General features: G+C 44.3%; 26 protein-coding genes. 22 read left to right on the top strand and 4 right to left on the bottom strand.

Annotated features, from left to right (window positions below):
• Positions 1-180: 180 nt before the first annotated feature.
• Positions 181-2448, bottom strand: a complete 2268-nt coding sequence (locus tag I2D56_RS08480) for an ATP-dependent Clp protease ATP-binding subunit (RefSeq protein WP_195348369.1) — start codon at positions 2446-2448, stop codon at positions 181-183.
• 229 nt (positions 2449-2677) lie between these two features.
• On the opposite strand from I2D56_RS08480, the gene I2D56_RS08475 reads away from it, so the two are divergent.
• The 16 genes from I2D56_RS08475 (at position 2678) to metG (ending at position 16539) form a co-directional block, all read left to right on the top strand.
• Entirely contained in the window at positions 2678-2908 is a 231-nt protein-coding gene (locus I2D56_RS08475) for a DUF1797 family protein (RefSeq protein ID WP_006596773.1), read from the top strand.
• A gap of 156 nt (positions 2909-3064) precedes the next feature.
• Entirely contained in the window at positions 3065-3919 is an 855-nt protein-coding gene (locus I2D56_RS08470) for a bifunctional methylenetetrahydrofolate dehydrogenase/methenyltetrahydrofolate cyclohydrolase (protein WP_195348368.1), read from the top strand.
• 132 nt (positions 3920-4051) lie between these two features.
• Positions 4052-4894 (top strand): NAD(P)H-hydrate dehydratase, encoded by an 843-nt coding sequence (locus tag I2D56_RS08465; protein WP_195348367.1) that lies wholly within the window; start codon positions 4052-4054, stop codon positions 4892-4894.
• Between the two features lie 124 nt (positions 4895-5018).
• Positions 5019-6359, top strand: coding sequence for an exodeoxyribonuclease VII large subunit (gene xseA, locus I2D56_RS08460; protein ID WP_195348366.1), 1341 nt, complete (start codon positions 5019-5021; stop codon positions 6357-6359).
• A complete protein-coding gene (locus I2D56_RS08455; protein ID WP_006596769.1) occupies positions 6337-6549 on the top strand; it encodes an exodeoxyribonuclease VII small subunit in 213 nt (70 codons plus the stop codon). The genes xseA and I2D56_RS08455 overlap by 23 nt, the downstream gene beginning before the upstream one ends.
• On the top strand, positions 6546-7433 hold the full coding sequence (locus tag I2D56_RS08450) for a polyprenyl synthetase family protein (protein WP_195348365.1): 888 nt from the start codon (positions 6546-6548) through the stop codon (positions 7431-7433). Before I2D56_RS08455 ends, I2D56_RS08450 begins: the two co-directional genes overlap by 4 nt.
• Entirely contained in the window at positions 7414-8229 is an 816-nt protein-coding gene (locus I2D56_RS08445) for a TlyA family RNA methyltransferase (RefSeq protein ID WP_195348364.1), read from the top strand. The genes I2D56_RS08450 and I2D56_RS08445 overlap by 20 nt, the downstream gene beginning before the upstream one ends.
• Positions 8222-8653, top strand: coding sequence for an arginine repressor (locus tag I2D56_RS08440; protein WP_048715457.1), 432 nt, complete (start codon positions 8222-8224; stop codon positions 8651-8653). Before I2D56_RS08445 ends, I2D56_RS08440 begins: the two co-directional genes overlap by 8 nt.
• A 7-nt stretch (positions 8654-8660) precedes the next feature.
• Positions 8661-10325, top strand: coding sequence for a DNA repair protein RecN (recN, locus tag I2D56_RS08435; protein ID WP_195348363.1), 1665 nt, complete (start codon positions 8661-8663; stop codon positions 10323-10325).
• A 16-nt stretch (positions 10326-10341) separates the two neighbouring features.
• Positions 10342-11073 carry a metallophosphoesterase gene (locus tag I2D56_RS08430; protein ID WP_154852249.1) on the top strand — a complete coding sequence of 244 codons (732 nt, stop codon included), beginning with the start codon at positions 10342-10344 and terminating at the stop codon, positions 11071-11073.
• Positions 11074-11156: 83 nt separating this feature from the next.
• Complete coding sequence (locus tag I2D56_RS08425; protein WP_195348362.1) at positions 11157-11990, top strand: DegV family protein; 834 nt, start codon at positions 11157-11159, stop codon at positions 11988-11990.
• Between the two features lie 134 nt (positions 11991-12124).
• Positions 12125-12400, top strand: coding sequence for an HU family DNA-binding protein (locus I2D56_RS08420; RefSeq protein WP_006596762.1), 276 nt, complete (start codon positions 12125-12127; stop codon positions 12398-12400).
• Positions 12401-12519: 119 nt separating this feature from the next.
• On the top strand, positions 12520-12675 hold the full coding sequence (locus I2D56_RS08415; protein WP_195348361.1) for a hypothetical protein: 156 nt from the start codon (positions 12520-12522) through the stop codon (positions 12673-12675).
• Between the two features lie 149 nt (positions 12676-12824).
• Positions 12825-13286: a Fur family transcriptional regulator gene (locus tag I2D56_RS08410; RefSeq protein WP_195348360.1), complete on the top strand. Its 462-nt coding sequence runs from the start codon at positions 12825-12827 to the stop codon at positions 13284-13286.
• Positions 13287-13543: 257 nt separating this feature from the next.
• Positions 13544-14236 (top strand): phosphoglycerate mutase, encoded by a 693-nt coding sequence (locus tag I2D56_RS08405; RefSeq protein WP_000240128.1) that lies wholly within the window; start codon positions 13544-13546, stop codon positions 14234-14236.
• Positions 14237-14547: 311 nt separating this feature from the next.
• On the top strand, positions 14548-16539 hold the full coding sequence (gene metG, locus I2D56_RS08400; protein ID WP_048789745.1) for a methionine--tRNA ligase: 1992 nt from the start codon (positions 14548-14550) through the stop codon (positions 16537-16539).
• Positions 16540-17043: 504 nt separating this feature from the next.
• Here metG and I2D56_RS08395 read toward each other — a convergent pair.
• Both I2D56_RS08395 and I2D56_RS08390 read right to left on the bottom strand, forming a co-directional pair.
• Positions 17044-17250, bottom strand: coding sequence for a helix-turn-helix domain-containing protein (locus I2D56_RS08395; protein ID WP_003006064.1), 207 nt, complete (start codon positions 17248-17250; stop codon positions 17044-17046).
• 10 nt (positions 17251-17260) lie between these two features.
• Positions 17261-17782 (bottom strand): DUF2975 domain-containing protein, encoded by a 522-nt coding sequence (locus tag I2D56_RS08390; RefSeq protein ID WP_048789744.1) that lies wholly within the window; start codon positions 17780-17782, stop codon positions 17261-17263.
• Positions 17783-17957: 175 nt separating this feature from the next.
• Here I2D56_RS08390 and I2D56_RS08385 point away from each other — a divergent pair, with 175 nt between their 5' ends.
• On the top strand, positions 17958-19226 hold the full coding sequence (locus I2D56_RS08385; RefSeq protein WP_048789743.1) for a DUF6287 domain-containing protein: 1269 nt from the start codon (positions 17958-17960) through the stop codon (positions 19224-19226).
• Between the two features lie 111 nt (positions 19227-19337).
• On the opposite strand, the gene I2D56_RS08380 is transcribed toward I2D56_RS08385, so the two are convergent.
• Positions 19338-20522, bottom strand: a complete 1185-nt coding sequence (locus I2D56_RS08380; protein WP_195348359.1) for a DUF2974 domain-containing protein — start codon at positions 20520-20522, stop codon at positions 19338-19340.
• Positions 20523-20705: 183 nt separating this feature from the next.
• Between I2D56_RS08380 and I2D56_RS08375 the strand changes: the two genes are divergently transcribed.
• The 5 genes from I2D56_RS08375 to I2D56_RS08360 all read left to right on the top strand — a co-directional run bounded on the left by I2D56_RS08375 (position 20706) and on the right by I2D56_RS08360 (position 25396).
• Positions 20706-21383: a response regulator transcription factor gene (locus tag I2D56_RS08375; RefSeq protein WP_195348358.1), complete on the top strand. Its 678-nt coding sequence runs from the start codon at positions 20706-20708 to the stop codon at positions 21381-21383.
• Complete coding sequence (locus I2D56_RS08370; RefSeq protein ID WP_129822288.1) at positions 21376-22350, top strand: sensor histidine kinase; 975 nt, start codon at positions 21376-21378, stop codon at positions 22348-22350. The genes I2D56_RS08375 and I2D56_RS08370 overlap by 8 nt, the downstream gene beginning before the upstream one ends.
• A 157-nt stretch (positions 22351-22507) precedes the next feature.
• A complete protein-coding gene (locus tag I2D56_RS09860; RefSeq protein WP_257721762.1) occupies positions 22508-22636 on the top strand; it encodes a hypothetical protein in 129 nt (42 codons plus the stop codon).
• 15 nt (positions 22637-22651) lie between these two features.
• A complete protein-coding gene (locus I2D56_RS08365) occupies positions 22652-23410 on the top strand; it encodes an ABC transporter ATP-binding protein (RefSeq protein ID WP_125329676.1) in 759 nt (252 codons plus the stop codon).
• Complete coding sequence (locus I2D56_RS08360; RefSeq protein ID WP_195348357.1) at positions 23411-25396, top strand: FtsX-like permease family protein; 1986 nt, start codon at positions 23411-23413, stop codon at positions 25394-25396. It abuts the gene before it with no gap.
• Positions 25397-25482 lie beyond the last annotated feature (86 nt).

Here is a 25482-nt window from a genome sequence, read left to right as displayed (position 1 = left end):
TGACAGAAATCGGTCATTCGTTAGAATTCGATTTCGTCGTCCCACCTCCGCACAGTTGAGTAGGGCTATAAAAGCTGACGAAATCAGCGTAGTAGAGCCCACTCAACCACTGCGTCTTGCTCGACAATCCAAAGACAATTGAGAGGCTAGGACTTTTGTCCTAGCCTCTTTTAAATGCAATTATTCAGTTACTTTTTCTGCCTCGTTTGCAGGTTTGGTCTTTCCTTTAATGCTAATATTTCCATTGCTGGTCATGACTGCCTTGAGTTGTTTTTCATTTGGATTTTCAAGGTAGTAATCGGTAATCGCATCTTCAATATAGTCTTGAATGGTACGACGGAGTGGGCGGGCCCCCATTTTTGGATCGTATCCCAGATCGACCAATTTTTCTTTCACCTTCTCTGTCACATCCAGATGAATCTCATTTTGTGCGAGACGTTGATTGACTTCATCCAGCATGAGAGTAACGATTTGAAGCAGGTTTTCTTTTGAGAGAGGTTGGAATTCAATGATGCCATCAAAACGGTTCATGAATTCAGGGCTAAAGAAGTTCCCGAGTTCTCCAAGTACAGAGTTGGTGCGACCTTCACGAGCTGCCCCAAATCCGACGTTAGCCTCGGCTTTTCCAGTTCCCGCATTGGAAGTCATGATGATAATGGTATCCTTGAAGCTCACTGTTCGTCCTTGACCATCTGTCAAGCGACCATCATCTAAGACTTGGAGGAACATATGCATGACATCAGGATGGGCCTTTTCTACCTCATCTAAGAGAATGAGAGAGTAAGGGTTGCGACGTACTTTTTCAGTCAGCTGACCAGCTTCTTCATAACCGACATAACCTGGAGGGGCACCGACCAGTTTGGCGACGGCATGTTTTTCCATGTATTCACTCATGTCAAAGCGAATCATACTGTCAGCAGAACCGAAGAGTTCGATGGCCAATTGCTTGGACAACTCGGTCTTCCCGACACCAGTTGGTCCAACAAAGAGGAAGCTACCGATTGGACGGTTGGGCGTACCAAGTCCTACCCGATTACGACGGATAGCCTTAGCAATTTTTTCAACAGCCTCATCTTGGCCGATGACATGAGCTTTTAAATCAGCAGCCAAATTAATCAATTGAGACTGTTCTTTTTCTTTCAAATCTCCAACTGGAATATTGGTCTTTTGTTCAACGATGTGCTCGATGGTCTTTTCGCTAATGACGGGGGTATCTTGGTCGGTGACCTGTTGCCCTTGCATTTCTTTGTACTTAGCGATTTGGTCACGGAAGTAGGCGGCTTTTTCGAAGTCTTCATCCCGCGTCGCTTGGGCCTTGAGATTTTCGGCTTCAATTAAGCGCTGGTCAATGACTTTGGGATCGACAAAATTGAGGGTCAAATTCATCTTAGATCCTGCTTCGTCCAAGAGGTCAATGGCCTTGTCTGGCAAGAAGCGGTCTTGGATATAGCGATTGGAAAGGAGTGCTGCAGCTTCTATTGCACCATCTGTGTAGTGGACGTGGTGGTAGTCTTCGTATTTCTTTTGAATGCCTTTAAGGATGGTAATGGTTTCTTCAACCGTTGGTTCATCCACCTTGACTGGTTGCATCCGGCGTTCAAGAGCGGCATCTTTTTCGATAATTCGGTATTCATTGAGGGTTGTCGCACCGACTAATTGCAATTCACCACGAGCGAGAGCCGGTTTGAGGATATTTCCTGCATCCATGTTGCCATCACCTGCAGATCCTGCTCCTACAATTTCATGGATTTCATCGATAAACAAAATGACATCTTCACGGCGACGGATTTCTTCCATTAATTGTTGCATCCGTTCTTCAAATTGTCCACGAATCCCAGTCCCTTGAACCAGGCTAACAACGTCTAACCGAATAACTTCCTTGTCTTGTAATTTATAAGGGACATCGCCATCGACAATCTTCTGGGCCAGGCCCTCTACGACAGCTGTTTTTCCGACACCGGGTTCCCCAATCAGGACAGGGTTGTTCTTGGTTCGACGGTTGAGGATTTCAATGACGCGAAGAATTTCATCGTCACGGCCAATGACCGGATCGATATCCCCACGGCGAGCAATTTCAGTAACATTAATTCCAAACTCTTCTAAGAGGCCTTTTGGTTGTTGTTTGGCTTGGGCTCTATTCGGTCCTGAAGAACGACCGTTCCCATTTGAACCGTAGCCATTTCCGCCACCATAGCCCCCTCCAGATTGAGTTGGTGGCGTTTGAGGTTCTTGGGGGGCTTGGAAGTTGCCTAGTTGATTGAAGAAATCTTCAAAAGGATCCCGCCCTCCGCGATTTTGTTGGTTTAATCCTGCCAAGAGACTATTGTTAGGATCGGTTTTCATAATTTGATAGCAGTTCTGGCAAAGGTCTACTTGTTGTTGGTGACCATTCACATTTGTATAAAGATGAATGGTTGAATCGTTGATTTTACAGTTTTGACAAAGCATTCTCTTACCTCTTTCTCTAGGGTAAAAAGTGTAGAAACTATTGGTCAGAAATAGTCAAACTTTTATAGTTTCATTATAACAGTATTCTAAAAGTTTGCAAGAATTTAGTATGGAGTTCGGTTTTAGGCATGGAATAAAGAGGAAAAAAGCGGAAAAGTTGATTTTTATTGGAATTTCCTCCTTCTTTTATGATAAAATAGGAGAGTAGAAAGTAAATAGGAGAATCAAAATGGAATCACATTTGGTACGAATTATCAGCCGTTTGGAAGCGATGACGAAAGACGGTGGAAACTTAAAACGTAATTTTGAACGTGAAGGGGTTGTAGTTGCTGAAGTAGCTTACAACTATGATGAAGAAAATGGATCAGTATTTACTCTTCGTGATGTAGAAGCTCGTGAGACCTATACATTCGATAGCATTGACTTAATCGCAATGGAAATCTACGAATTGTTGTACTAAGAAGTATCAATCAAGAGTCTAGACCATCTAGTCTCTTTTTTGTTGGAAGAAAACTATTATAGTTTCTTCCTATAACCTTATCTAATCAAGAAGTGTTAGGAGCAGGTTCACAAATCTGATATAATAGAGAAGATATTGAATAGAAAAGAGATTGAGATGACACATGTGATTGATGGGAAGGCCTTGGCAGTAAAATTACAGGGAGAATTAGCTGAAAAGACAGCACGTTTAAAAGAGGAAACAGGGGAGGTACCTGGTTTAGTGGTGATTTTAGTGGGAGAAAACCCAGCTAGTCAGGTCTACGTACGAAATAAAGAACGCTCGGCTCTTGCTGCGGGTTTTCGTAGCGAGGTGGTCCGCTTACCAGAGGCTACTACACAAGAGGAACTCTTGGCACTTATTGACCGCTACAATCAGGATCCGCTCTGGCATGGGATTTTGGTCCAGTTGCCTCTACCAGCACATATCGACGATGAGGCTGTCTTACTAGCCATTGATCCCAATAAGGATGTCGACGGCTTCCACCCTCTCAATATGGGGCATCTTTGGGCAGGCAATCCAGTCATGGTTCCCTCAACTCCTGCGGGGATCATGGAAATGTTCCGGGAATACGATATCGATGTTGAGGGGAAAAGTGCAGTCGTTATTGGTCGCTCCAATATCGTTGGAAAACCCATGGCCCAGCTTCTATTAGCTAAGAATGCTACGGTAACCTTGACCCATTCGCGGACTCATCATCTAGCAAAGATTGCAAGAAAGGCAGATATCCTGGTGGTGGCTATCGGCCGTGCCAAATTTGTCACAGCTGACTTTGTCAAAGAGGGAGCTGTCGTCATCGATGTCGGGATGAATCGCGATGAAAATGGGAAGCTCTGTGGAGATGTCGACTACGATACAGTGGCACCACTTGCTAGTCATATTACCCCTGTTCCTGGTGGAGTGGGGCCTATGACCATTACTATGCTGATGACTCAGACCTATGAAGCAGCTGTTCGGGCTTTGAAAAAATAAACCAGCTTGCATGAAGTCGGGACAGTGTTTGGAGCGATAGACAGATTAGAAAAATTTTGAAGGTTGGAACTTGCTTTCCTGCCTTTTTTTAGTCTAAACGTGATAAAATAAAGAGAGAAAGAAGGAAAGCTTATGTTAAGAGTTGACAAAAAATTGCTACAACAAGTTATTGTTAGTCGTCAGTCAGACTCCTACAAGGGTGACTATGGTCGTCTTCTCTTGATTGGGGGAACTTATCCCTATGGGGGAGCGATTATGATGGCTGCTCTAGCGGCCGTTCAAAGTGGAGCGGGTCTAGTCACGGTTGCGACAAATCAGGAGAACATCTCTGCCCTTCATAGTCAGCTACCCGAAGCCATGGCATTTGCTGTGACTGACCAAGATTTATTAGCTGAGCAAATTGCAAAAGCAGGCGTTATTTTATTGGGGACAGGCCTCAAGGACAATGATCTAGGGACACACCTTGTAGAGCTAGTTTTTGATAGGGCTCAGTCTCACCAAGTGTTGATTCTAGATGGCGGAGCAATTAGTATCTATACTCGCTTAGCGTTGCCTCTTCCCCAAGCTCAGCTCGTCTTTACCCCTCATCAAAAAGAATGGGAGACCATGTCAGGTCTAGCGATTGGAGACCAAGGAGAAGAAGCAACAAGGCAGTCTCTGTCCCAACTTCCTCCAGCAAGTATTCTAGTCCAAAAGGGACCCCAGACTAAGATTTGGCAACAAGGGCAAGCAGATTATTACCAACTAACAGTTGGTGGTCCTTACCAGGCAACTGGAGGTATGGGCGATACCTTGGCAGGCATGATTGCAGGATTTGCAGGTCAATTTCCACAGGTTGGACTCTATGAGCGCGTGGTGGTGGCTACTCACCTTCATTCGGCTATTGCTGAAGACTTGAGCAAGGAAGTCTACGTGGTTTTGCCGACAGCGATTAGTAAAGAAATTCCCAAATGGATGAAAAAAATTAGCCCATAGGAAAAGTCGATAGAATAGGAGCTTCAGATCATGAAATCTGGGGCTTTTTCCGTAGGTAGAATCAGCTTTTTCCGCTTATTTTTGGTATAATTTATACTAGAATTTTCCGTATGAAAGGGGAACCATGTCAGAGTATTTATCGGTATCCAGTCTGACCAAATACCTCAAGTTAAAATTTGATAAGGACCCCTATTTGGAGCGGGTCTATTTGACGGGTCAGGTCTCGAATTTCCGGAAGCGTCCCAACCATCAGTATTTCTCTCTAAAGGATGAAAAAGCCGTGATTCAGGCGACTGTTTGGGCGGGGATATATAAGAGTTTTGGCTTTGAGCTAGAAGAAGGCATGAAGATCAATGTCATCGGTCGGATCCAACTCTATGAGCCAAGTGGAAGTTATTCCATTGTCATCGAAAAGGCGGAGCCAGATGGCGTCGGTGCTTTAGCTATTCAGTTTGAGCAGTTGAAAAAGAAACTCCAGGAAGAAGGGCTCTTTCAAGAGAAGTTCAAACAGGCCATTCCCCAGTTTTCCAATAAAATCGGGGTTATTACCAGTCAGAGTGGGGCAGTTATTCGGGATATCATCACCACTGTCACTCGGCGTTTTCCTGGTGTGGAGATTCTCCTTTTTCCAACCAAGGTACAAGGAGAAGGAGCTGCCCAAGAAATTGTCGCCAATATCCAAAAGGCCAATGCTCGGACGGACTTAGATGTCTTGATTATCGGTCGTGGTGGTGGGTCTATCGAGGACCTGTGGGCTTTTAATGAAGAGCCGGTTGTGCGGGCTATTTTTGAGTCCAGAATTCCCATCATTTCCAGTGTGGGCCATGAGACAGACACCACTCTGGCAGACTTTGTAGCAGATCGCCGGGCAGCCACTCCTACAGCTGCGGCTGAGCTGGCAACGCCTGTGACCAAGTTGGACCTGCTTAATCATTTGCAGAAACAGGAGGGGCGGATGGCAACCGCTATGCGCAACCGCCTAGTATATAATCGGGAGCGCCTGCAAAAACTGAGCCAATCGGTCATCTTCCGTCAACCAGAGCGGCTGTATGACTCTTATCTGCAAAAATTAGATCAGATTCAATTGCGACTGAAACAGGCTGTGTCAGAGTCAATTACCAGAAATAGCCGTCAGTTACAAGAACTCTGCCATCGATTGGCCTCCCAAGCACCACAGCATCAGCTGGAGCGCTATCGAGACCAGATTCTCCAAATGGAGCGACTGATGACCTTGAAAATCAAGGAGGTCTACCAAACAAAAGCAACAGACGCCAAGCGCCTATCAGAAGCTCTCTTGATGTTGGATACCAGTCGCATTGTGGCTAGAGGCTACGCCTTGGTACAGGCTGGAGATCAGGTTTTGGATAGTGTGGATACAATCAAAGAAAAGGATGCCTTGACGCTAGTCATGCGAGATGGGCAAGTAGAAGTAGAGGTAAAGCATGTCGAAAGAAAAGAAATTTGAAGAAAATTTAGCTGATTTGGAAGCTATTGTCCAAAAATTGGAAAGTGGGCAAGTGCCTCTCGAAGAGGCCATTTCAGAGTTTCAGAAAGGAATGAAGCTATCAAAAGACTTGCAAGAAACGCTGGATCAGGCTGAAAAGACCTTGGTCAAGGTGATGCAAGCAGATGGCTCAGAAACGGAACTGGTATGATCTTAGAAGAAAAACTGCAAGGGGTCGAAAAAGCGATTGAAGGCTTCTACGAGGCCAAACAAATCGCTCCCCGTTTGGTAGAATCCATCCTTTATTCAGTCCATGCAGGGGGCAAACGGATTCGGCCTTTGCTCTTATTGGAGTTGCTGGAGGCTTTTCATGCTCCAATCCTTGAGGCTCATTTTCAGGTGGCAGCCGCTCTTGAAATGATTCATACGGGAAGCTTGATCCATGATGATTTACCAGCCATGGATAATGATGATTATCGTCGTGGTCAATTGACCAACCATAAAAAGTTTGGGGAAGACCTAGCCATCTTAGCAGGAGACTCGCTCTTCTTAGATGCCTTTGGCTGTGTGGCAGAGGCAGACCTTCCAGCTTCTATCAGGGTGCAACTGATTGCCCTGTTATCGGATGCTTCAGGGACAGCTGGGATGGTGGCAGGCCAAGTCTTGGATATGGAAGGGGAAGGGGCGAGCCTGACCTTGGACCAGTTGCAAGTCATCCATGCCAATAAGACGGGGCGACTGCTCGCCTATCCATTCCAAGCAGCAGGGATCCTCTTAGAGCTTGAGCCAGCTATCGCGACTCTCTTAGAGGAAATTGGCCTCCATTTAGGCTTGGCCTTCCAGATTCGGGATGATATTTTGGATGTGACTGCTGATTTTGCCTCCTTAGGGAAAACCCCTCAGAAGGACCTGCAAGCTGAAAAATCGACCTATCCTGCCCTCCTCGGTCTAGATGGAGCTCAGGCTTATTTGGACCGGGAGCTAGCTGCCTGTGAGGACTTGCTTGATCGCATCTCTCAGCAGGTAGACTTCGACGGAACTGGAATCAAAAAGATAATAGAAAGACTGAGAATTCATGGTCAAGGAAAGAGTTGACGTACTGGCCTACAAGCAGGGATTATTTGAAACCCGGGAGCAGGCCAAACGCGGTGTGATGGCTGGTCTGGTCGTTGCGGTCCATAATGGCGAGCGCTTCGATAAACCAGGCGAAAAAATTGATGAAGCGACAGAATTAAAACTCAAGGGTGAAAAACTCAAATATGTCAGTCGCGGTGGTCTCAAGTTAGAAAAGGCTTTGGACCTTTTTGAGATTGATCTGCAGGATAAGGTCACACTGGATATTGGGGCTTCTACAGGAGGCTTTACGGATGTTATGCTCCAAAATGGGGCTGCCTTGGTCTATGCAGTGGATGTAGGGACCAATCAGTTGGCATGGAAGCTTCGTCAGGATCCTCGGGTCATCTCGATGGAGCAGTTCAACTTCCGCTATGCGACGTCTGAGGATTTTGAGCAAACCCCAAGCTTTGTTAGCATTGATGTTAGCTTTATTTCCCTCAACCTCATCTTGCCAGCCCTTCATGGGATTTTACAAGAGGGAGGCCAGGTGGTCGCCCTTGTCAAACCCCAGTTTGAAGCTGGTCGGGAGCAGATTGGGAAAAATGGGATTATCAAGGATGCCAAGGTCCACTTGTCCGTCTTGGAACAGGTTCAAGGCTTTGCCTTAGAACATGGATTCTCCGTCTTGGGAGTGGATTATTCACCGATCCAAGGGGGCCATGGCAATATTGAATTTTTACTTTATTTAGAAAAAAATACCGGGCAAAATCGTCTCGATCAGCAAGAGTTTGTAGCTGTCGTCGACAAAGCCCACACTGATTTTAAACATGAATAGTAAACAAAACCGATTAGAAAAAATACGACGCTTTATCCGAGAAAATAAAGTCGGCACTCAGGATGCAATTGTCGAACATCTGAGGGAAGCGGGAATTTCTGCGACACAAGCGACTGTTTCCCGTGATATTAAAGAGTTGGGCATTATTAAAACGCCATTAAAAGGTTCAGCCTATGTCTATGAATTGCCACGTGTCCAACATAGTGGAAAATTAGCAGAAAATAATCTTCAATCCTTTGAACGCATGGGGAGCTTTTTGACCCTCAAGCTTGTCCCAGGGACAGCCTATCTAGTCAAACGGCATCTACAAGAAGATTTTGATGACATCATCTTTAGCATGATTTCAGACGACAATAGTATTTTGATTGTGGCTCGCTCGGAAGAAAAGGCTCAGTTTATTGAACAACGATTGATGGAATGGTAGGAGAGAGATGCTATTAGAAATTTCAATTAAGAACTTTGCCATCATTGAAGAAATCGCTCTGAATTTTGAAACAGGAATGACGGTTTTAACCGGTGAAACTGGAGCAGGAAAATCCATCATTATCGATGCTATGAATATGATGTTGGGGAGCCGGGCGACGACCGATGTCATCCGCCACGGTGCTCCTAAGGCTGAAATTGAAGGCCTCTTTGCCATTGACGAAAACCCTGCCCTTCAGCAGTTATTTGAAGAGCAGGGCTTAGAATGGGCAGAGGAGTTGATTATTCGCAGAGAAATTTTCCAGAATGGTCGGAGTGTTAGCAGGATCAATGGGCAGATGGTCAACCTCTCCGTTCTCAAGGCCGTTGGCCAGCATTTGGTGGATATTCATGGCCAGCACGATCAGGAAGAACTGATGCGGTCTCCCTTGCATATCGCTATGCTGGATAGCTTTGGGGAGGATACTTTTTTTGCGACTAAGAAGGCCTATAGAGAGACCTTTGAGAATTATAAGTCCTTGCGTAAGCAGGTCTTACAGATCCAAAAAAATAACCAGGAAAACCAAGCTCGGATCGAAATGCTGGAATACCAAATTTCGGAAATCGAGGCGGCATCCCTGTCCCTAGATGAAGATATCCAGTTAGAGCAAGAACGGCAACGCCTGCTCAATCATAAGATGATTGCAGATACCCTAAGCAATGCTTATGCCATGCTGGATGCAGAAGACTTCTCCAGTCTTAGCAATTTGCGGTCGGCCATGAATGATCTGCAAAGCATCGAAGAGTATGATGCAGAATACAAGACCTTGTCTGATCAAATGGCCGAGACCTACTATACTCTGGAGGATTTGACCAAGCGCTTGGAGGATCTGGTAGATGGCTTGGACTTTGACGGCAACCGCTTGATGCAGGTGGAAGCTCGACTAGACCTGATCCATTCAATTACTCGTAAGTACGGTGGTCAGGTTAAGGATGTTCTTGATTACCTAGAGCAAATCAGCAAGGAATATAGCCTATTAACAGGAGGAGGAACCTCTTCTGAAGACTTGGAAAAAGAACTCAAGTCCATGGAAGGACAGTTGGTTGCCTTGGCTAAAGAACTAAGTCAAGGGCGTCATGCCTTGGCCCAAGAGCTGGAAGCAGAGATCCAGCAGGAATTGGCGGATCTCTATATGGAAAAAGCCCGTTTCCAAGTGCGTTTTACCCCATCTAAGTTTAATCTGGAAGGAAACGAAACGGTTGAGTTTTATATTTCAACCAACCCTGGAGAGGACTTTAAGTCTTTAGTAAAAGTCGCCTCAGGTGGAGAATTGTCCCGTCTTATGTTGGCCATCAAGTCAGCCTTTTCACGTAAAGAAGGCAAGACCAGTATCGTCTTTGACGAGGTGGATACAGGGGTATCTGGTCGGGTGGCGCAGGCCATTGCTTCGAAAATTTATAAAATTGGACGTTATGGTCAGGTGCTAGCCATCTCTCATTTACCTCAGGTCATTGCAGTAGCCGATTACCAATTCTTTATCGAAAAGGTGAGCGATGAATTTTCAACGGTTTCGACCGTTCGCTTGCTCAGTCATGAAGAACGGGTCGAAGAAGTCGCTAAGATGCTTGCTGGTGAAGATGTGACAGAAGCAGCCCGCATGCAGGCAGAGCAATTGTTAAAACGGCCGTCCTAAGAAGAAAGGAACCGATATGGAAAGCTATTTCGTAGTGGGAGATATTCATGGAAAAGCAGGTATGCTAGAGGAACTGATGACCCATTGGGATGGTCAGTCCCAGCTGGTTTTTCTCGGAGATCTGATAGACCGTGGGGAAGATAGTCGTAAGGTTATCGAACTAGTCAAAGATTTTGTCGAACAGCAAGGGGCCATCTGTCTCTCTGGGAACCACGAATACATGTTTCTAGCTTGGATTGATAACCCGACCGAACGCTACGACCATTACCGACGAAATGGTGGTGACACGACCATCAACTCTCTACTTGGTCGTCCCCTCACAGATCCAGTAGATGGTGTGGCGGATGTTCGGCGCGTGCAAGAGACTTGTGGGGACCTCGTTGCTTTCATCCGTTCGCTTCCTTTTGTCTATGAAACAGAACACTATATTTTTGTGCATGCTGGCCTTGACTTGACCTTGCCTGATTGGCATGAAACCACGGATTACCAAAAGGTCTGGATTCGCCAACCCTTCCATGAAGCGACCAACCAGACAGGAAAGACCATTGTTTTCGGCCATACCCCGGTTCACTATCTCTTGGATCAAAAGATTGGAACCAAGGAGCTCTGGGTGACCGAAGATGGGAAGATTGGCATGGATGGCGGGGCTGTATATGGTGGCGTCCTCCATGGCATTCTCTTTGATGAAAGTGGAATGAAGGCCGATGTTGCTTTGGTCAATGATGGCTTTGCAGCTATCGATGATTAAGTAAAAAGGACTTTGTCCCACAAAAGCCTAGAAAATTTGATATAATAGAGTGGATATATCTAAGAAAAGATTGTAGGAATGTTATGTCACAAGTAAAAATTGTTACAGACTCATCCGTAACGATTGAGCCTGAAGTTGTTGAAAAATACGGAATTACCATCGTTCCCCTCTCTGTTATGGTGGACGGTGTCCTCTATTCAGATGCGGAATTAACAGAAGGACAATTCCTTCAGTTGATGAAGTCCAGTAAGAACCTTCCAAAGACCAGTCAACCTCCAGTAGGTGTGTTTGCGGAAGTCTTCGAAGGTTTGGCTGCAGAAGGGGCGCAAATTATTGCGATCCATATGTCTCATGCCTTATCTGGTACAGTGGAAGCTGCACGTCAAGGAGCTACCTTAGCCAATGCAGATGTAACAGTTATCGATAGTAGCTTTACGGACCAAGCCATGAAATTCCAAGTGGTCGAAGCAGCAAAACTGGCTCAAGAAGGTGCTAGCGTAGAGGAAATTGTAGCTCGCATTGAAGAGGTCAAGCAAAATTCTAGACTCTATATTGGGGTTTCTACTTTGGAAAACCTGGTTAAAGGAGGCCGGATTGGACGTGTAACTGGTTTATTGAGTTCCCTTTTGAATATTCGGGTCGTCATGGAAATGAAGAACGATGAACTGCAACCGATTGTCAAAGGACGCGGACAGAAAACCTTTAAAAAATGGTTGGACGAGTTGATGCAAGACTTATCCGGTAAAGAAATCGCTGAGATAGGAATTTCCTATGCTGGTGGACCTGACTTTGCTAACGAAATGAAGGCGCAATTACAGCCTTTGGTTGCAACTCCAATCTCTGTTTTGGAAACAGGTTCGATCATTCAAACCCACACTGGTGAAGATGCCTGGGCAGTTCTCGTTCGATTTGCATAGAAGCCCGTCAATAAAGGAATTTATTCCTAGATAAATGTTGATAAAAACAAGTTTAGTACTTGACCTAAAAGCATTTTTTAGATATGATAGAGATGTTAAGGGTAAAACCTAAAAAAATTTGGAGGATTTGTTAAATGGCTAACAAACAAGATTTGATCGCAAAAGTGGCAGAAGCTACAGAATTGACTAAAAAAGACTCAGCAGCAGCAGTTGACGCTGTATTTGCAGCTGTTTCAGAATACCTTTCAAAAGGTGAAAAAGTTCAATTGATCGGTTTCGGTAACTTCGAAGTTCGTGAACGTGCAGCTCGTAAAGGTCGCAACCCACAAACTGGTAAAGAAATCAAAATCGCTGCTTCTAAAGTTCCAGCATTCAAAGCTGGTAAAGCTCTTAAAGACGCAGTTAAATAATTGTGATTACAAAGGTTCCTTCTAGCTTGCTAGAAGGAACTTTTTGTTTTGGAGTAGTTTCTAGACAGGGCCTATAAATAGGAGTATAATAGAAAAAAGTGAGAAATGGGGGGTGGACCATGAGATGGATTGTTGGAATCTTTGTTCTGCTCATGATTAAGCCAATTCTTTATCTATTGAAAGGTCTCTGGTTTATCGCGGAATTCTTCTTTATGTTCCTCTTTATCAAAGTTTTACTAGGAACTATGAGATGGATCCTTAGTTGGGGAAGTTAAGATTAGATATAAAAAAGTGTGGGAGTAAAGGAGCTTGATTCGAGCTGATTTAATCCTGCACTTTTCCTTATTTACAAACATTCTAATTAGGCAAAATGTGGTATTCGTGATATAATAGTTTTAAAGAAGAGACAGAAAGGGGAAAGACCATGCTAGCTTGTTTAACACTTGATTCCGTTCAACAAGAAAAAGTGGAAGATGTATTGCAACACCTGCGTGAAAACTCTGTACGGATTACAGAGACGCGTCGGGCTGTCCTTTCCTATCTTGTCAAAAGTCAGGAACATCCAAGTGCAGATGCCATCTATCAGGACTTGAAACCAGCCTTTCCCAATATGAGTCTGGCAACCGTTTATAACAATCTCAAGGTCCTCATTGAAGAAGGCTTTGTTTCAGAAATTAAAGTACGCAATGATACCACGACCTACTTTGACTTTATGGGACACGATCATTTGAATCTGATTTGCGAGTCTTGTGGGAAGATTGACGATGTTGACATCGAAGTTCCAGACGTGAGAGCAGAATCGAGAGAAAAAAGTGGCTACATCATTACCAAGTGCCAAACCACCGTTTATGGAATCTGTCCAGAGTGTCAGAAGAAGCAATTGTAAGCAAACCTCTTTTCAGAGGTTTTTTTGGTATAGTTTGTGGAAAAAGATAGAGAGGAAAAATTTAGAAGCTGATGAGAGAGAAATGTAAATGTCCATGAAGAAGAATTAATAAAATTTTCATGAAATATCCGTTCAGGCTCTTTTTTGTGAGAAATTGCACTTTTCTATGGTCGCCACTAGATTTTTTACTGAAAATCTAGTAGAATAAAATAGATAAACGGGGGGAAACCTCGGAGAATAAAAAGGAGATCCATCTAATGGTAAAATTGGTTTTTGCTCGCCACGGTGAGTCTGAATGGAATAAAGCTAACCTTTTCACTGGTTGGGCTGATGTTGATTTGTCTGAAAAAGGTACACAACAAGCGATCGACGCTGGTAAATTGATCAAAGAAGCTGGTATCGAATTTGACCAAGCTTATACTTCAGTATTGAAACGTGCAATCAAAACAACTAACTTGGCTCTTGAAGCTTCTGACCAATTGTGGGTTCCAGTTGAAAAATCATGGCGCTTGAACGAACGTCACTACGGTGGATTGACTGGTAAAAACAAAGCTGAAGCTGCTGAACAATTTGGTGATGAGCAAGTTCACATCTGGCGTCGTTCATACGATGTATTGCCTCCTGCAATGGATCGCGATGATGAGCACTCAGCTCACACTGACCGTCGTTACGCTTCACTTGACGATTCAGTGATTCCAGACGCTGAAAACTTGAAAGTTACTTTGGAACGTGCGCTTCCATTCTGGGAAGATAAAATCGCTCCAGCTCTTAAAGACGGTAAGAACGTATTCGTAGGAGCACACGGTAACTCAATCCGTGCCCTTGTAAAACACATCAAACAATTGTCAGACGATGAAATCATGGACGTGGAAATCCCTAACTTCCCACCATTGGTATTCGAATTTGACGAAAAATTGAACGTAGTTTCTGAATACTATCTTGGTAAATAAAAAGGTCTGGGGGACCTTTTTATCCCGAGCCTAGAAATGCCAAAGCGAGGTAGGTCCGGGGGACCTTTTTATCCCGAGCCTAGAAACGCCAAAGCGAGGCAGGTCTGGGGGACCTTTTTATCCCGAGCCTGAAAATGCCAAAGCGAGGCAATTTTAGCAGGATTCGTTATCAATCATAGAAAGCTGACTTCAGTCAGCTTTTTTGTTTGTCCGTCGCAGACCTAGCTGTTTTTTGGTTTTCAGGGACTCCTAAAAATGATATAATGAAGTGTTATTACATAAGGTTTCATTAGCCTTGAAAGGAAAAGAAAATGACAAAATCATTCTACATCACAACCCCTATCTATTACCCATCTGGTAAATTGCATATTGGTTCAGCTTACACAACCATCGCCTGTGACGTCTTGGCACGTTACAAACGCATGATGAACTACGATGTGTTCTACCTGACTGGTCTCGATGAGCATGGTCAAAAAATCCAACAAAAAGCAGAAGAAGCTGGCATTACACCGCAAGCTTATGTAGATGGAATGGCGGTTGGAGTGAAAGAACTCTGGCAATTACTCGATATCTCATATGATAAATTCATCCGTACGACAGACGACTACCATGAAAAAGTAGTGGCTCAGGTTTTTGAACGCTTGCTTGCGCAAGACGACATCTACCTGGGTGAGTACTCTGGCTGGTATTCAGTCTCTGATGAAGAGTTCTTTACAGAAAGCCAATTGGCTGAGGTCTTCCGTGATGAGAATGGCAAGGTCATCGGTGGGGTAGCTCCATCAGGACACGAAGTAGAATGGGTTTCTGAAGAGTCTTACTTCCTTCGCCTCAGCAAATACCAAGACCGTTTGGTTGAATTTTTCAAATCTCAACCGGATTTCATCACGCCAGATGGCCGTCTCAATGAAATGTTGAAAAACTTTATCGAGCCAGGTTTGGAAGACTTGGCGGTATCTCGGACCACCTTTACCTGGGGAGTCCCAGTCCCATCCAATCCTAAACATGTGGTTTATGTTTGGATTGATGCCCTTCTTAACTACGTAACAGCTCTTGGTTATGATCAAGATGAGCATGGCAACTTTGACAAGTTCTGGAACGGAACCGTCTTCCACATGGTCGGAAAAGACATCCTTCGTTTCCACTCCATCTACTGGCCAATCCTTCTTATGATGTTGGATATCAAATTGCCAGAACGTTTGATTGCCCATGGTTGGTTTGTCATGAAAGACGGCAAGATGTCTAAGTCTAAAGGGAATGTCATCTACCCAGAAATGTTGGTGGAACGCTTCGGCTTGGATCCGCTTCGTTACTACCTCATGCGTAGCCTTCCAGTTGGTTCTGATGGGACCTTCACACCAGAAGACTACGTGGCTCGTATCAACTATGAATTGGCTAATGACCTTGGAAACCTCCTCAACCGGACGGTAGCCATGATCAACAAATACTTTGGTGGTCAAGTTCCAGCTTATGTCGAAAATGTCACTGCATTTGATGCTGATTTGGCTAAGGTGGTTGAAGAAAACATCGCAGAATACCACAAGCAAATGAATGCGGTGGATTACCCACGCGCTTTGGAAGCCATATGGAACATCATCTCTCGTACCAACAAGTACATTGATGAGACAGCTCCTTGGGTCCTCGCTAAAGAAGATGGTGACAAGGAACAATTGGCAGCAGTCATGGCTCACTTGGCAGCTAGCCTTCGTGTTGTGGCTCACTTGATCCAACCATTCATGATGAACACCTCAAATGCCATCATGGAACAACTTGGCTTGGGCTTGGACTTCGATCTTGAAAACTTGACTTTAGCAGGCTTCCCTGAAAATGTCACAGTGGTTGCCAAAGGAACTCCAATCTTCCCACGTCTCGACATGGAAGAAGAAATTGCCTACATCCAATCTCAAATGACTGCAGGCAAGCCACAAGAAAAAGAATGGATTCCAGAAGAAGTGGAACTCAAGTCTGAAAAAGATGAGATCAAATTTGAAGACTTTGACAAGGTTGAAATCCGTGTAGCAGAGGTCAAAGAAGTGGAACGCGTCGAAGGATCAGACAAACTGCTTCGCTTCCGCCTTGACGCTGGTGACGGTGAAGATCGTCAAATCCTCTCTGGTATCGCGAAATTCTATCCAAATGAACAAGAATTGGTCGGCAAGAAACTTCAAATCGTGGCCAACCTCAAACCACGTAAGATGATGAAGAAATATGTCAGCCAAGGCATGATTCTTTCCGCAGAACACGGAGATCAATTAACAGTCTTAACGGTTGATCCATCTGTTCCAAATGGAAGCATCATCGGCTAAACGATAGACAAAGAAAAAATCATCTAAAAAACTTTCCTTAGGTGAGTACGGACGTCAGCGAACTTCGAAGAAGTTCCATGACTTAGTTTTGGACCCTGGGTTCCAAAACTCCCGAGTGCTAGAAACACAATTGTTTCTAGCACTTTTCTCACGACGGAAAGTTTTAGTAGATGATTGAATAGTTCTTACGAATAAATTTTTTAATTTTTATAGAATATATTTGATTTGTAAGGAAGAGCAGATTGTCTATGCTCTCAAGCACTCCCACGGGAGTGCTTTTGTTGTATTGATATAGTTCCCATCATTGAATTTTACAAGGATAGAAGATGAGTCCTATTAGTAATGAATGTTAATGGAGACTTCCGCAGTGAGAAAAGAGTCTGAAACATTTTCGTTTCAGACTCTCGGAAGATTTGAGACAGTGGGCTCAAATCTTAGGTATGGAATCCCAAAGGGATTCGCTACCGTCCGTCCTCACCTAAGGAAAGTCTCCGAATATAGTTCCTATTCATCTGGCCGGTATTCCAGGATATCTCCTGGCTGGCAGTCGAGTTCTTTGCAGATGGCTTCAAGGGTGGTAAAGCGGATGGCTTTGGCCTTGCCAGTCTTGAGGATGGAGAGGTTGGCAGTCGTGATGCCGATTTTGTCGGCTAGCTCATTGGATTTCATTTTCCGCTTGGCCAGCATGACATCTAGATTGACGATAATCATGGCACCCTCCTTAAATGGTTAGCTCATTTTCTTCAGCAATCTCAATCCCTCTCTCCAGAATCTTGCCAGAGACCCAGACGATTGGAACGGCAAGGAGAAGCCCTGTGTTAAAGGTAAATTGGAAAGTGAAGGGAAGGAGATAAGCATCGCCACTGGTTTCAAGTGTGCCAGACATAAAGGACAAGACCAAGAGAATCTTCCAAGCTCGGTTGCAAAGATCAATGTTGGAGTGAGAAAAGATCTTTTCTTGGTAGAGATTTTGGAGGAAGCTACGAATGGTGATGAGAAGAAAAATATAGATAGCGCTTGAGGCTAGTGGGAAGAGCAACTGCCAGAGAGGTTGCGGATGTTTGGGGAAGAGTTGGATGCCATTCACATCAAAGGACAAGCGTCCAGATTGAATGAGATCCTTAAACACTCCCATCCGGGAAAGCAGGTGGACGACCAGTGCAGCCAGGGTCATAAAGCCACAGAAGTAAATGAAAGCCGTTAAGACTTCAATGACATTTTTTAAGGTTTTTGAGTTTTTCATCGCAAGCCTCCTTAAAGTTTTTTTATTTTTCACTTATAGTATACTCCTTATAAAAAATAAGTCAATAAAAAAGTATCGAATAACGATAAATAATTTATGAATTTCAGTCAAAATTTACTTTAAATAGAATTTAAGGTATACTATTAGGTAACTACCATTTCAAGGAGGTGTTGAAATGATCAAAAAGTTAGATAAGAAATATCTTTGGATGATCATCGCTTTTGTGAGTGCAGTGGTTCTAATCGGAGGAGTCTATCTCTACTCTAGCTCCAATATTCAACCGGATCATCAAAAAGAGTTCAAACAGACTTCGAAGACCTCATCTTCATCTAAGGAAAAAGCCATCGATCTGTCTGGCGAATATGTCTCTAGTGCGCGTGATAAGGCCAAGATACAGAAAGATGGGAAATCTTGGAAAATTGATTATCAAACAGATGATGGTGCTGTTTCAGCAACGTTCTCAACGGATTTCAAAGTAGAAGGTGCCAATAAAGTTTCTACTAGTCAGATGAAAAAGTCTGATGGAAATACTGATTTCACCGTCACTGTGCGTATCTTTAAATACCAATCAGATAAGGATCCCCTCATTACGGTAACTATGTCAGATAAAGACCCCGATCATGAGATGGTCTTTGCCAATCGGAAGGATTTCTTCAAGTCGACGAATCCAGATGATGCGGTATTGGATGGGGATTTGACAACCTTCTCAGGAAGTTATTCCAATGAATCGATTGAAAAGCAGATCGCAGATTCTGGCTTTAAGTTGTATGGCTATAGTCCAGAAGATTATTATAATCATCGGACTACTGTCTTCCCTTCTATCTACTCTGATCAGGATAAGGGATGGAGCTTCTGGAGTGGAGCTAGCAATGTCCAATTTGTCCTCAATAAAGATAAGAAACCGAAGAAAGCTGGATCGACCTATCAGGTTTACTTTGTCCAAGCTGGTACAAGTGGAGAAACTCCTGGTCAGGAATTGATTGTCACCTTGATTCCTGAAAATGTTCAAGGTCCTGATGGTGTCGTGTCGCCTTTGAGACGCATCTTCTACCATCAAGCCTCCTTCCAAGCCTACCAAGACAAATGGTGGGAAGCCTATCCAGAGCCTAAGAAGGACGCAGACCTTGATATTACGGCCATCAATAGTGGAGACTTCTCAAGTCTAGCAGGGACATGGCGCAATGCTAAAGGCCAGGAGATGGTCATCCAAGAAGATGGAACTGTAAAGGGCCAAGGAAGATTAAAAGCAGTGCCGAACTCGGATAAGACAAGTAAAGTCCCTTATGTAGATCTACGTGTGGGAGAAACAGGAGTGGCAGTTGGCCTCTTTAAGATTGGTTTTGAAAATCCTGATGGAGACCAGTCAGATAAGAGCAAACCTCGCTTAGTTGTTACCCAATCAGCTGGAAACTATCCAGCAGATCAATACTTCTATCGTCAATAAGAATCAAAAAACCCAGGAAATTCAATTTCCTGGGTTTTGTTTTGGTTCAATTGTTTATCACTAGGTGCTGAAGGAGTTGATTATTTCTTACTTCAACCTGTCTCTTTAAACTTACTCTTTATGCTCAAGGAGCAGTGGGGAGGTGGTTTCGACTGCTTGTTTTCGTTTGAAAAATGCAGCCATTTGAACCAGGATACGGGGGACTGTTTGCCATTTTTTCCATGCTTGGACACGAGTGTCGATGAGTTGCTTGGCTAGACGTTCTAACATTTCCCGCTCGGTGGGGTCTAGGTCCTGAGTGTTTTGAAAGATATCTTTGATCTTGGAGAAATTTTTCAAGTTCATCAAATCATTAATCGAAGTAATGCCTGCATCCAAGAAGAGGCCAAAGAAGGTATCGAAAAATTTCTTGAGTTGGCTGTCAGGAACTTCTTGTACCCACTGTTTTAAGGTTTGGACCATCTGCTGGCTATCGGGATTGGTTTGATCTAGTGTCACAAATCCATCCTTTTCAACCATCCAAGTAAAGGCGTCATGCTGGGCAAAGCCACCAAAGGCTCGACTTTTAACAATCGTAGTAGGCTCTGGGACTTCCAGCATCATGCCGACGATGGATCCTTGTGGGACAAAGCGATGAATGAGGTGTGCGATTCGTTGGTATCCCTCTGTTTTGATAATGGACTTGTTGAGACCTGGAGCGTCGTAACAGTAAATGGCATGGACTTGTTCGGACAGCTGATCAGGAAGGTAGGAGCAGGCATAGGTTGCGAGATTGCCCCCTTTGGAGTGACCGGCTACTAAGAAGCGCCCTTTAGGAAATTCCTTCATGACGTTTTGTAGGTAGCTGGCTGCGCGCCTCTGAGCTGGGACATGGTCCATATAGGTCATATGGAAGTCTTCCTTCCAGCCGATCAAGGTGTCATCCGTCCCTCTGAAGACAACTAAATAAACATCCATGGTAAGACGATAGGTCATAGCCGCAAACTGCTTCTGAACATCGGGGTCATATTCGTTGACATAGTTGAGGAGTTTGATGTTTTTAAAACGCTTTGAACTAGCTAAGTCATCGACTAATTGCAGGTGTTGGTCTGTCACGATGAAATCTGTGGTTCGATCGACTAGCTCTACTGCATCAGATAAGCGGACTTCAATATTGGTCGTATCCCCTTGGGGCACGATCCGATCAAAAGGAAGATAGGTCAGCTCTGTCAGTGCCAGAACATCGAGTTCCTTAAAAGGGCGATCGTAGATGGAATCATAGGCGACATAGTCTAGATAATCAAAAATCGTGGACATGAGATTCTCCTTTGTATCTGTATGTTCAGTATAGCATAAAATACCTGAAAGGCCCCTCCATAAAAATAGGAAATTGACGAAAGGAGTTACCTGTAAGTTGAGATGGCGAAAAATATGTATGCTCCTTGGATAATTTGATATAATGAAAGGGTAATACTCTAGTAAGAAAGAGCAGGAAAGAGCATGCATAAAATTCTTCTTGTCGAAGATGATGAAACCATTCGCCAACAAGTGAAGAAAATCATGGAGCAGTGGGGCTTTGAAGTTATTGCAGTTGATGACTTTATGGATGTATTGGGCACCTTCGTCCAGACCAATCCTCATCTGATTCTGATGGATATTGGCCTTCCTCTTTATAATGGCTACCATTGGTGCCAGGAGATTCGTAAGGTATCTAAGGTCCCTATCATGTTTTTATCCTCACGAGATCAAGCTATGGACATCGTCATGGCTATCAATATGGGAGGAGATGACTATGTGACCAAGCCATTTGATCCCAATGTCCTTCTGGCAAAAATTCAGGGTCTCCTTCGCCGCTCTTATGAGTTTGGAACTGATCAAGATTTGTTAGAACACCGGGGCGCCATCCTCAATCTCAAATCCATGGATCTGGTCTACGAGGGAGAGGTGGCTAGTTTGACCAAAAATGAATTTCAAATTCTTCGCATCCTTTTTGAAAAAGCTGGAAGTGTAGTGGCTCGGGATGATTTAATGAAGGAATTGTGGAACAGTGATTTCTTTATTGATGATAACACCCTCTCGGTCAATGTAGCTAGACTTCGGAAGAAACTCGAAGAAGCAGGACTGGAACATTTTATCGAAACGAAAAAAGGGATAGGATACGGGTTGAGCAATGGATAATCGATTCTTATTTGTCAAACACTATCTGATTTCTCACCGTCGCTATCTCTATTTGATTGGTTTACTCCTTTCATCCCTGGTCTTGTTTGCCTATATATTCGAAGGCTACCGCAATTTTCTCCTTTACCTGACAGGAATTTTGGCTTTTTTGAGTCTTCTTCTGGTCATTTGGGATGCAGTGGCTGGATATCAGGCCTGTCGTAAGGAAGTGCTCTATGGGGAGGGACCACCTGAGACCCCTCTAGAACTGGTCTTGAGTCAGAAACTAGCAACCAGTCAGCAAGCCCAACGTGAGCAGACAACGGTGAGTCTAGAGACCTACAATGATCTGATGGATTACTATACCCTCTGGGTTCACCAGATTAAGACGCCCATTGCGGCCAGTCAACTCTTGGTTAAAAATATAGAAGACAGCGACCTGAGACAACAAATGGAGCAGGAGCTCTTTAAGATTGATTCCTATGCTAATGTGGTCCTCCAGTATCTGAGACTCGAAAGTTTTCACGATGATTTGGTTCTTAAGCGTGTTCCACTCGAAGAGCTGATCAAAGAAGTCGTGCGAAAGTATGCCATCTTCTTTATTCAAAAGGGCTTGACGGTGGATCTGCATGACTTAGATGTCGCCGTCATTACCGATCGCAAGTGGCTCTTGGTCATCATCGAGCAATTGCTGTCTAATAGCCTTAAGTATACCAGCACTGGCGGGATTGAGATCTATTTCAAAGACCAGACCCTTTATATGAAAGATAGTGGGATTGGAATTAAGGATAGCGATATACTCCGTGTCTTTGAGCGGGGATTCTCCGGCTACAATGGGCATTTGACCCAGCAATCTTCGGGACTAGGCCTCTATCTGTCTAAAAAGATTGCCGATCAGCTAGGACACCAACTCCAGATGACGTCTCAAGTCGGCCAAGGGACGACTGTTGCTATACGTTTTGAAGAGAAGAAGTTGGTCATGGATTAGGGGAATTCGTCGGTAATAATGATTCTCTCCCTAAGCTTCTCTTTTATTTGAAAATGACAAAAATGTAAGATTTAATTTTAAAAATGAAAGGTTAGGTTATGGTGACCACCTTTTATTTTTTATACAATAGTCTCATCAAATGAAGGAGGTCAAGAAAATGAAACTCTTGAAATGGATGAAAGAACCCAAAAAGATTAAAAAACCAAATAAGAAAACCGATTTGGAAAAGGTGGAATTTGGTCGCCAAGTCCTACAACAAACCCAAGAATTTTTCTTGATCTACTAGTTAAAGGAGAAAAGCATGTCATTACTAGACGTTCAACATATCAAAAAAATTTACAAAACCCGCTTTCAAGGGACGCAGGTTGAAGCCCTAAAGGATATTCACTTCACTGTTGAAAAAGGGGAGTACGTCGCCATCATGGGGGAATCAGGATCCGGGAAATCGACCCTTCTCAATATCCTAGCCATGCTGGATCAGCCGACGGAAGGGCGGGTCTACCTAAATAATATAGACACCTCAACCATCAAGAACAAGGACGCTTCGAGCTTCCGTCGCGAAAAACTAGGCTTTGTCTTTCAAGACTTCAATCTGCTCGACACCTTGTCAGTTAAGGACAATATCCTTCTGCCCTTGGTCCTTTCTCGCAGACCAGTCAAGGAAATGATGACTAAGGTCGATAGCGTCAGTCGAGAGTTGGGCATTCACCAGCTCTTAGAAAAATACCCTTACGAAATCTCTGGTGGTCAAAAACAACGGGTGGCTGTAGCACGGGCCGTCATCACCTCACCTGAAATCCTCCTTGCCGATGAGCCAACAGGGGCGCTGGATTCCAAGTCCTCGGCTGCTTTGCTAGATGTCTTTGAAGATATCAACACCATGGGGCAAACCATTCTCATGGTGACCCACTCAACCGCAGCGGCAGCTCGGGCCAAGCGCGTGCTTTTTATCAAGGATGGAATTCTCTACAACCAGATCTTCCGCGGAGAAAAGACAGAGCGTCAGATGTTCCAAGAAATCTCGGATACCCTGACGGTCATGGCAAGTGAGGTGGAGTAGATGTTTCGATTAACCACTAAATTAGCTTGCTCCAATCTGATCAAGAACCGCAAGCTCTATTATCCCTTTGCGATTGCAGTCATTCTCGCAGTGACAATCGCCTACCTCTTTGACTCCCTGACCTTTAATCCCCATATTCACGAGCTTCGTGGGGGCTCTTCTATACTCTTCACCCTAGGCTTGGGACTGTTTGTGGTCAACGCTGCGGGGGCCATCATTGTGCTCTATGCCAATAGCCTCGTCATGAAAAACCGCTCCAAGGAGCTGGGGATCTACAGCATGCTTGGCCTTGAAAAACGCCATCTCATCAGCATGATTTTCAAGGAACTCTTGATCTTTGGCTTTTTGACTATCTCAAGCGGTGTCTTGATTGGAGCCCTCTTTGACAAGCTGATCTTTGCCTTTCTTTTGAAACTCATGAAGATGAAGGTCCAGCTAGTATCCACCTTCCAACCTGGGATTGTCATCTTGGTCTTTGTCACCTTTGGTCTCATCTTTGGCCTCCTAGTTTTTCTCAATGCTTGGCGAATTCTCCGTTTGAATGCCCTGCAGTTGACGCGTGAGAAGGCTAGTGGTGAAAAGAAATCCCGCTTCTTGTGGCCCCAAACCATCCTGGGTTTAGTTTCTCTTGGTTTTGGCTACTACCTGGCTTTGTCAGTCAAAGACCCATTGTCTGCGATTGTGATTTTCTTTCTAGCGGTTGTCTTGGTCATGATCGGAACCTACCTGCTCTTTAATGCTGGGATCACCGTCTTCTTGCACCTGCTTAAGAAAAAGAAGGGCTATTATTACCAACCCAACAATATGATCTCGGTCTCTAATCTCATCTATCGCATGAAGAAAAATGCAGTGGGACTTGCGACTATTGCCATCCTCTCGACCATGGTGCTAGTGACCATCTCTGCTGCGACCAACATCTATGTTGGTGGCGAAATGGTCAAGAAAATTATGGCTCCTCATGATTTCTCTGTCCAAGGAAAAGGGGTAGACCTGGAGCAAATCAATCAGAAATTTGATGAATTTGCTTCTGAGCACCAGCTTGAGATCAAGAATCGTGACCTGATGACCTATGCCAACTTTGGAATCAAATCCCAAAAGGGCACAGACTTTACGGTCTATCCAGCTGACGAACGCAGCGTCACTCCCAAAACCGTCTTTATGGTCTTTGACGCAGCTAGCTATGAGCAGATGACAGGAGAAGAGGCCGATCTGACTGGCAACCAAGTTATCCTCTTTGCTCATAACGAGGCTCTCAAAGGCCAAAAGCAGTTTACTATCAATGGCCAAGACTTCCAAGTAAAGGAAGAAGTGACCAAGGATTTTATCACGGATCACTTGCCCAACATGTATAACATGCTGACGGAGGATTTCAATTACCTAATCGTGCCAGATCTCTCAGCCTTTATCGCCCAATTTCCAAATCTTGCCATCTATACCAATATCTATGGTGGATTCAATGTCAATGTCGGTGAAGACCAGCAACTCAAGCTGGCAGCTAGTTATGACAAGATGATCGATGAATTGAGTAGCCAACAGGGCCAAGGAACATTTGTCTATGGGGGGAACCGGGCCAATGATGTGGCAGAATTGAATAGCCTCTTTGGTGGTATCTTCTTTATCGGTATTTTCTTGTCATTGATCTTTATGGTCGGAACAGTCATCGTTATCTACTACAAGCAAATTTCAGAAGGCTATGAAGACCGTGATCGATTCGTCATCCTCCAACAGGTGGGGCTTGATGAAGATGAGGTCAAACGGACCATCAACCGTCAAGTTCGGACCGTCTTCTTCCTTCCCCTCATCTTTGCCTTTGTCCACCTGGCCTTTGCCTACCATATGATTCGCCTCATTCTCAAAGTGCTCGGTGTCATCAATAGTGGCCAAGTCCTCGTCGTCACCTTCAGCGTCTGTGCTGTCTTTCTCATCACCTACCTAATCGTCTTTTGGATCACCTCTCGGAGTTATCGTAAGATTGTGCAGATTTAGGAAAAAGAAGAGAGTGGGACAGAAATCGGTAATTCGTTAGAATTCGATTTCGTCGTCCCACCTCCGCACAGTTGAGTAGGGCTGTA

Origin of the sequence: Streptococcus australis (genome assembly GCF_015553625.1) — a bacterium.
Classification (GTDB): domain Bacteria; phylum Bacillota; class Bacilli; order Lactobacillales; family Streptococcaceae; genus Streptococcus; species Streptococcus australis_B.
Note: the sequence above shows the minus strand (reverse complement) of the source record. Positions and strands in the feature narration are given on the sequence as shown.

Coding starts and splice junctions, on each gene's coding strand:
- I2D56_RS08480 (WP_195348369.1), bottom strand. CDS start 2,448: ATGCTTTGTCAAAACTGTAAAATCAACGATTCAACCATTCATCTTTAT.
- I2D56_RS08475 (WP_006596773.1), top strand. CDS start 2,678: ATGGAATCACATTTGGTACGAATTATCAGCCGTTTGGAAGCGATGACG.
- I2D56_RS08470 (WP_195348368.1), top strand. CDS start 3,065: ATGACACATGTGATTGATGGGAAGGCCTTGGCAGTAAAATTACAGGGA.
- I2D56_RS08465 (WP_195348367.1), top strand. CDS start 4,052: ATGTTAAGAGTTGACAAAAAATTGCTACAACAAGTTATTGTTAGTCGT.
- xseA (WP_195348366.1), top strand. CDS start 5,019: ATGTCAGAGTATTTATCGGTATCCAGTCTGACCAAATACCTCAAGTTA.
- I2D56_RS08455 (WP_006596769.1), top strand. CDS start 6,337: ATGTCGAAAGAAAAGAAATTTGAAGAAAATTTAGCTGATTTGGAAGCT.
- I2D56_RS08450 (WP_195348365.1), top strand. CDS start 6,546: ATGATCTTAGAAGAAAAACTGCAAGGGGTCGAAAAAGCGATTGAAGGC.
- I2D56_RS08445 (WP_195348364.1), top strand. CDS start 7,414: ATGGTCAAGGAAAGAGTTGACGTACTGGCCTACAAGCAGGGATTATTT.
- I2D56_RS08440 (WP_048715457.1), top strand. CDS start 8,222: ATGAATAGTAAACAAAACCGATTAGAAAAAATACGACGCTTTATCCGA.
- recN (WP_195348363.1), top strand. CDS start 8,661: ATGCTATTAGAAATTTCAATTAAGAACTTTGCCATCATTGAAGAAATC.
- I2D56_RS08430 (WP_154852249.1), top strand. CDS start 10,342: ATGGAAAGCTATTTCGTAGTGGGAGATATTCATGGAAAAGCAGGTATG.
- I2D56_RS08425 (WP_195348362.1), top strand. CDS start 11,157: ATGTCACAAGTAAAAATTGTTACAGACTCATCCGTAACGATTGAGCCT.
- I2D56_RS08420 (WP_006596762.1), top strand. CDS start 12,125: ATGGCTAACAAACAAGATTTGATCGCAAAAGTGGCAGAAGCTACAGAA.
- I2D56_RS08415 (WP_195348361.1), top strand. CDS start 12,520: ATGAGATGGATTGTTGGAATCTTTGTTCTGCTCATGATTAAGCCAATT.
- I2D56_RS08410 (WP_195348360.1), top strand. CDS start 12,825: ATGCTAGCTTGTTTAACACTTGATTCCGTTCAACAAGAAAAAGTGGAA.
- I2D56_RS08405 (WP_000240128.1), top strand. CDS start 13,544: ATGGTAAAATTGGTTTTTGCTCGCCACGGTGAGTCTGAATGGAATAAA.
- metG (WP_048789745.1), top strand. CDS start 14,548: ATGACAAAATCATTCTACATCACAACCCCTATCTATTACCCATCTGGT.
- I2D56_RS08395 (WP_003006064.1), bottom strand. CDS start 17,250: ATGATTATCGTCAATCTAGATGTCATGCTGGCCAAGCGGAAAATGAAA.
- I2D56_RS08390 (WP_048789744.1), bottom strand. CDS start 17,782: ATGAAAAACTCAAAAACCTTAAAAAATGTCATTGAAGTCTTAACGGCT.
- I2D56_RS08385 (WP_048789743.1), top strand. CDS start 17,958: ATGATCAAAAAGTTAGATAAGAAATATCTTTGGATGATCATCGCTTTT.
- I2D56_RS08380 (WP_195348359.1), bottom strand. CDS start 20,522: ATGTCCACGATTTTTGATTATCTAGACTATGTCGCCTATGATTCCATC.
- I2D56_RS08375 (WP_195348358.1), top strand. CDS start 20,706: ATGCATAAAATTCTTCTTGTCGAAGATGATGAAACCATTCGCCAACAA.
- I2D56_RS08370 (WP_129822288.1), top strand. CDS start 21,376: ATGGATAATCGATTCTTATTTGTCAAACACTATCTGATTTCTCACCGT.
- I2D56_RS09860 (WP_257721762.1), top strand. CDS start 22,508: ATGAAACTCTTGAAATGGATGAAAGAACCCAAAAAGATTAAAAAACCA.
- I2D56_RS08365 (WP_125329676.1), top strand. CDS start 22,652: ATGTCATTACTAGACGTTCAACATATCAAAAAAATTTACAAAACCCGC.
- I2D56_RS08360 (WP_195348357.1), top strand. CDS start 23,411: ATGTTTCGATTAACCACTAAATTAGCTTGCTCCAATCTGATCAAGAAC.